We start from the raw sequence: 1,384 nt of genomic DNA, 5'->3' as shown, positions 1-1,384 counted from the left end.
TCGACCGGGCCAGCATCGAGCGGTTGGTCGGCTGGTTTGGCCGGGTGATCGAGGCGGTGGTGACCGATGCCTCGGTGATCGTCGGAGAGGTGTCGCTGCTGGATCGCGGTGAGCGTGATCTGGTGCTGCGGCGGTGGTCTGGCATCGAGGCGCAGGCGCCCGTGGGGGTGGCGCCGCAGATATTGGCCGCGGCGGTGGCCGCCGACCCCGACGCCCAAGCGGTCATCGACGGCAGCCGCGCGATGTCGTATCGCGAGCTTGATGAGTGGTCGTCGCGGTGGGCGCGGGAGTTGATCGAGGCGGGCGTGGGTCCCGAGCGCGCCGTGGGCGTCGCGATCGATCGGTGTGCGGAGTTGGTGGTGGCCTGGTGGGCGGTGGCCAAGGCCGGCGGGGTCTATGTTCCGGTCGACCGGACCCACCCCGTCGAGCGCATCGCAGCGGTGTTGGATGCCGCGGGTGCGGTGTGTGTGTTGGCGTGTGGCGCCGACCCGGTGGCCGGGGCCGGGGCGCGACCAGTGCTGCGCGTCGACGATCTGGATGTCTCGGGGTATCGCGCGGATCCGATCACCGACGCCGATCGGTTGACAACGCTGGGCATCGACAACGGCGCGTATGTGATCTTCACGTCGGGCTCGACCGGGGCGCCCAAAGGCGTGGCGGTCAGCCACGCCGGTCTGCTAGCGGTGACCGCGGTGCAACGCGAACTGCTCGGATTGGGCGCGGACGCGCGAGTGGTGATGGTCGCCGCGCCGACCTTCGATGCGTCGGTGTTCGAAATCTTATGGGCCGCAGGGTCGGTGGCGGCGGTGGTGGTGGCCCCACCGGACGTGTATGCCGGGCCTGCCTTGACCGAGTTGCTGCAAGGCCAACGGGTCAACGCGGCCATTTTGACGCCGACGGTGGTGGCGTCGCTGGATCGGGCCCGGCTCGACGACCTGACAACGCTCGTCACCGGAGGCGAGGCCTGCCCGGGAGGCTTGGTGGCCGCCTGGGCGCCGGGCCGGCGGATGTTCAACGCCTATGGTCCGACCGAGACCACCATCTGGGCTACCTGTGCGCCGCTGACGGCGGGGCATCCGGTGAATATTGGCGCCCCCGTTGCGGGGGTGTACGCACTGGTGCTCGACGGGCAGTTACAGCCGGCGCCGGTCGGGGTGGTCGGTGAGTTGTATGTGGGCGGGCCCGCGCTGGCGCGCGGCTATGTGGGCCGGGTGGCTCTAACCGCAGAACGCTTCGTGGCCAACCCCTTTGGGGCCGCGGGAGCGCGGATGTATCGCACCGGGGATCTGGTGCGCTGGCGTGCCGACGGGCAACTGCAGTATCTGGGCCGCGCCGATGCCCAGGTCAAACTGCGCGGGCAGCGCATCGAGCTGGGCGAAATCGA

1 protein-coding gene is annotated in these 1,384 nt (G+C 70.2%); it reads left to right on the top strand.

Annotated elements, in window-relative coordinates; translation table 11 throughout:
- The coding region (locus A5744_RS04410; protein ID WP_139331235.1) for an amino acid adenylation domain-containing protein at positions 1-1,384 on the top strand (1,384 nt) is incomplete at both ends.

The organism is Mycobacterium sp. IS-1264 (assembly GCF_001954195.1).
GTDB lineage: Bacteria > Actinomycetota > Actinomycetes > Mycobacteriales > Mycobacteriaceae > Mycobacterium.
The sequence above is the reverse complement of the archived record's forward strand: the minus strand, read 5'-3'. Positions and strand labels throughout refer to the sequence as shown.